Raw genomic sequence first — 4,290 nt, forward strand, 5'->3', positions numbered from 1 at the left:
TAATCTCAGAGAAAACAGCCGGGAATACAATCGGTGCAAAAATCTGCCGCAATCAAGAGATTTGGGAAAGTTTATACATCTCGGCCCAAAGTTATCTCAATGGGCACTTAATGAAAATGGTTAATTCCAGCAAGCGAGAAGAACTGACCCTGACTTCTTGACGGGAATTTGATCACTCCTGCAAGTTGTGTGATGGCGATCTCGCGCTCATCGTTAGAGAGCCGCCCTTGCGGGGGATAGCGCTAGAGCGTCCGCGGTTAGCGAAAGCGATCGCCGTCGGTAAGTTAAGACTGACTTACTATATATAAGAGCTAACTATTTCATATCCCAGCCATCAAATAAATTAGGCTGATCTACTCCATACTGCCGCCCAACCAACCGCCGTAGTTCATCTACAGAGTTAGCCGACTTCATTAAAATCAGCACTGATGTTACATGTGGTGATAATCTTTCTTTTGTTTCCTTGTCCAACATCTGGTGAATCTTGTACCGTCTGCGTCCGTTCGGGAGGGCTGGGCTAACGATATCAAGTTTGGCTTTTTCCTCTGGTGTCATCCAACCATAGATAAATTCCCAATAGTACAGCCCGTTTCTGATACTCTTCTTATGTAATTTGGTAATCCTTGCCAAGTGGGACTCAAACTCTGTCTCAAACATGCGTGTCCAAGGGCGCGGTGTATCGAGAATACGGCAATCATCTCTTCGTCGCTGTTCGACTGTACGTTGCTCACCCCAGACTTGATCGAATCTGCTGATGAGTGAGTCTTCTGAGAGTGCATCTATTAATCTCTGAGCTTGTGCATTTCCTTTTGTGTCAAAGTAACGCCAAATTATTCTGGCATCCTTTACTGATATTGTTTCAGCACGAGTTCCTACACCATTAACAGTATATTCCGCAAAAAGGGTAACATGATTTAAGCCTTGCTCTACAAGTCTTTGATAGACTTTAGGTGACTTAGAAGGTAACATGATTAGCCAGTTACGGTTTACACTAATACTTGAAAGGACTTGATTCTGAGACATCCGGTACTCTTTGGTCTGATTTATTCTGATAGCATCAAACCGATAATTGCCAATGTACAACTCAACGACTTGGGCCGCTACAAAATCTTTATTAGCCATTATTCCTTTGCTCCGCAAAGATTTCATCAACTCCTCGCGCAGCGTTTTTAAGAAATTGCACTAATTATTTGTGCCAGACGTAAGTGAAGGTGATCGCTTGGTTCAAAATAATGGAATGCTGCATACAAAAAAATAAACCGCCAGCACATGGGCGTACTGACGGTTTATTGCGCGGTTAGCAAACGTGCTGATGCCGTCCTAACTAGCCTTGATATTCCCAAATACCTGGATGCCCCACTCTTCGTCACCGGGGTAATATTTCCCGAAACGGCATCTCGCTTCAATGCCTAGTTGGCTTTAGCTTTATTTGATTCCTATGCTGTGTGTTTTTATACAAAATTTTCTTGATGAATAGTAAATGTCCCTCTTAGGGGGATCATTATACACAATAAAACTATTTTAAAGTTAATTTACTTAATAACGCTTCTCTACAAAGCGGCTAAATTTTTGCAAGGACGAATATGCACCTCAATGGATATGATTATTCTGAGCTTGTACGTATTATTGATTTATTTTTAGATCGTCAGTACGGTGAGGAATGGCACAGATTTTGCGAGAATTACATGACACAAAGAGATACAAGTGAGAACCTTGAGGAGTTTCCTAATGTGGAAAACCAAGATACAAATGAAGATCTAGAGGAGAATTAAAAGAAAAATATCGCTTATCTTTTTGAGCTAGTAAGTCAGAGGTCAAAGGTCAGAAGGATCATCCTCCTAACTTCTGTTGAATTCCAAATAATCCCTATTTTCCACTAAAAAGTAGTAACTTCAGCAAAGAATTTAACTTGTGCCTTTAAGTATTCATAAGTTTCTACTGACTTAAAAACCAACGACTTTTGTGTTTTTTCGTAGAATGTCAAGATCAGAAGATTATTCTTGACTCTCTAACTATCCAAAAATCCGAAATCTTGAGCCAACTGAGGAAATGTAATCGCATTCTCACCTCACAAAAAGCGATTATATCCCTGCTTTGAATACAGAGTGCGACGGCGTAACCACACACTCCTTAGCGATCGCTTCCTCACTGATATGATTACTTACAAAAAAAACGATCACAATCAGGCAATCACGTCCGGTGGGCGGAACGCCATCGCTTTTCTCCAAGTGATCAGCTAAAATCACATTATTTGATGCACATAAATAGGGTACGACGTTCAGACGTTCCTCACCTATTTCAATAGGAGGTGTCCTTATCAAAAGGCAAGCTGTCAGTGTCTTCAAAGTTCCGCAAGTCAACTTCCATCTGATGAAGACGCTGCACATAAGTTCTGCTGGCAGAAACCCTCACATTCATTTCTTGTTCACCGAAATTGATGCCCTGCTCTGCTTTCTTGGCAGATACTTTATTGTAGTTGTCAACATCAATTTTTTTGCGACGCCCCATTTCCTCCAGCCATCTTTCACTAGTGCCTTTTTTAACGGCGGCTTCGACGTATTCGGGTTTCAGAGATCCATCGGGATTGAACTGCTGTTTTTCTTCGGCTGTAAAAAAATCATAGGCTGTGTAGATTGGCCAAGGTTCTGGATCAGTTTCATCTAGGTGTTTCAGATGGTCGTATTCTTCTTGCATTCTCAAAACATAGTCATCGATTGCTGCATGACTTATTCCTCTACGCAACATTTTTTCCCTGGCTTCGTTTTTCAGGGTTCCATCTAAATCAAATTTTCCTTTGTTCGCATTAAACCAACGCTTAATTCTTGACATATAAAACCTCATTTTTATTGGTTAATTTAGAAAAAACTAGAATTATGACACTAACATTCAAACACTTTGATACTAGACTCAATCAATGGATTCATGCAGACAATAATCCGACAAATTCCAACTCAATTTTAACTGAAAAACTAGATAATACATTACTAGAATCTTTCTTCCCAAACCAAGAATTTTCTTTCGAACATATAGATGAGAACACAGCACACCGTCTGATTTAAAAAATCATCCAGAAGGTCATACTCTTTTGTTATCGTCAAAAACACGACTCCTATATGGCCCGTCAGAATGTCTAGAGGTAATTGAAAAACTCTGTCCAGACCGAAAAGACCGTGGTGCTTACGGTTCAATCTTTCTGGGTGATTGTAAAAACGCAATTAATGAACAACTAAATATTCTGATAGTAGATGATAGCACAGGTGAAAATGGTGGATTACTAGACAAGGAAGATGCTTGGAAATTAGTCGGTGATTGTTATGGGCAGATTTCAACTGAACTTTACGACCAACTCACCAACAGAGAAGAACAACAAGACAAAAGTTATCGAGTTATACAGCATCGTTTTGGCTGTAAAGAAACTGATGGTGAGGACACTAAATACCGTTTCGGTAAAGGAACACTACGTCCACACAAGCTAGATAAAATAATTTATGTAGATCCCAGTAACAAGCCCAAAATAGACCTAATCATTCCCATAAGTAGCTTCAAAGGAACAGACAAAGATAATCCTGATGGCCCAACGAAACCTCAAATCGAGCCGGGGCTATACAAACAAACTATCTGGCTAGCTGAAAAGTCGCAATCTCAGCGAGGTCAGACAGCTATTTCTCAACTACTACCATCTTTCCCTCAAGTACTTAAAGACTTTGCTGAAGAATTAGAGAACCAAGCTCAAAAACTTGCCTCTATTCAAGATGACCCTCGCAAAGTAGCCCAATTTTACTGTGATCAGTACGAAAAGCGCAAGAAATTTGCGTCCCCATTTGTTTGCCATTCCGATCAATACCCAACAAATGCGATTTATGCAGGTTGTTCTGCCCAACTCTGGGATCGATCAGAGTAACTTTGACTTTGATGAGTTTTTTGCAGCATCTCTCGACGATCGCACGATGGTTGAGTCACAAATCGGTGAAGTCCCCAATGTAAGTGAAGGATGTAACGTGCCTACTGATGAACCCTCACTGCGGTTTCGTCGTTGGTACTACCGCACAGTGAAAAATAGGAAAACGGAGGCTATTCAAAGCACGAGTGCTGGTTGATGGTATTTAATAGCGACTGCTACATAACATATTCCCTGAACCAGACTGCTGTAGGAGAGCGAAAAATTTCGGGGGAGATGAGGGACACAACACGACAAGATGGCTCAATGTTGGATTCTACGGAAAGAGTCATATATCAATTAAAAGTGGTGCTGTTGAGCATCAGCCCCATGATTTGGCGGCGTATAAAAGT

5 protein-coding genes and 2 pseudogenes are annotated in these 4,290 nt (G+C 40.8%); 4 read left to right on the forward strand and 3 right to left on the reverse strand.

The features are described from left to right. A pseudogene (locus tag HCR01_RS39715) lies at positions 1–161 on the forward strand (abortive phage infection protein); the annotation flags it as partial. Positions 162–315: 154 nt separating this feature from the next. Here the strand turns inward: HCR01_RS39715 and HCR01_RS37055 are convergent. Continuing rightward, positions 316–1,122, reverse strand: a complete 807-nt coding sequence (locus HCR01_RS37055) for a hypothetical protein (protein WP_193200874.1) — start codon at positions 1,120–1,122, stop codon at positions 316–318. A gap of 147 nt (positions 1,123–1,269) precedes the next feature. Here HCR01_RS37055 and HCR01_RS37060 point away from each other — a divergent pair, with 147 nt between their 5' ends. Continuing rightward, entirely contained in the window at positions 1,270–1,413 is a 144-nt protein-coding gene (locus HCR01_RS37060; protein ID WP_193200875.1) for a hypothetical protein, read from the forward strand. Between the two features lie 668 nt (positions 1,414–2,081). Here HCR01_RS37060 and HCR01_RS37065 read toward each other — a convergent pair. Continuing rightward, the gene (locus HCR01_RS37065; RefSeq protein WP_193200876.1) at positions 2,082–2,321 is read right to left on the reverse strand and encodes a hypothetical protein; all 240 of its coding nucleotides are present in this window, start codon (positions 2,319–2,321) and stop codon (positions 2,082–2,084) included. Continuing rightward, positions 2,299–2,829 (reverse strand): hypothetical protein, encoded by a 531-nt coding sequence (locus HCR01_RS37070; RefSeq protein WP_193200877.1) that lies wholly within the window; start codon positions 2,827–2,829, stop codon positions 2,299–2,301. Before HCR01_RS37070 ends, HCR01_RS37065 begins: the two co-directional genes overlap by 23 nt. A 44-nt stretch (positions 2,830–2,873) precedes the next feature. On the opposite strand from HCR01_RS37070, the pseudogene HCR01_RS37075 reads away from it, so the two are divergent. Together HCR01_RS37075 and HCR01_RS37080 are read left to right on the forward strand one after the other, a co-directional pair. Continuing rightward, positions 2,874–3,811, forward strand: a pseudogene (locus tag HCR01_RS37075) (hypothetical protein); the annotation flags it as partial. Between the two features lie 49 nt (positions 3,812–3,860). Continuing rightward, the gene (locus HCR01_RS37080; protein WP_193200878.1) at positions 3,861–4,097 is read left to right on the forward strand and encodes a hypothetical protein; all 237 of its coding nucleotides are present in this window, start codon (positions 3,861–3,863) and stop codon (positions 4,095–4,097) included. Positions 4,098–4,290: the final 193 nt, after the last annotated feature.

Source organism: Nostoc sp. MG11 (assembly GCF_014904695.1).
Lineage (GTDB): Bacteria > Cyanobacteriota > Cyanobacteriia > Cyanobacteriales > Nostocaceae > Komarekiella.

Excerpts from the sequence above, each read along its gene's own strand:
- HCR01_RS37055 (WP_193200874.1), bottom strand. The coding sequence starts at position 1,122 with ATGGCTAATAAAGATTTTGTAGCGGCCCAAGTCGTTGAGTTGTACATT.
- HCR01_RS37060 (WP_193200875.1), top strand. The coding sequence starts at position 1,270 with ATGGGCGTACTGACGGTTTATTGCGCGGTTAGCAAACGTGCTGATGCC.
- HCR01_RS37070 (WP_193200877.1), bottom strand. The coding sequence starts at position 2,829 with ATGTCAAGAATTAAGCGTTGGTTTAATGCGAACAAAGGAAAATTTGAT.
- HCR01_RS37080 (WP_193200878.1), top strand. The coding sequence starts at position 3,861 with ATGCAGGTTGTTCTGCCCAACTCTGGGATCGATCAGAGTAACTTTGAC.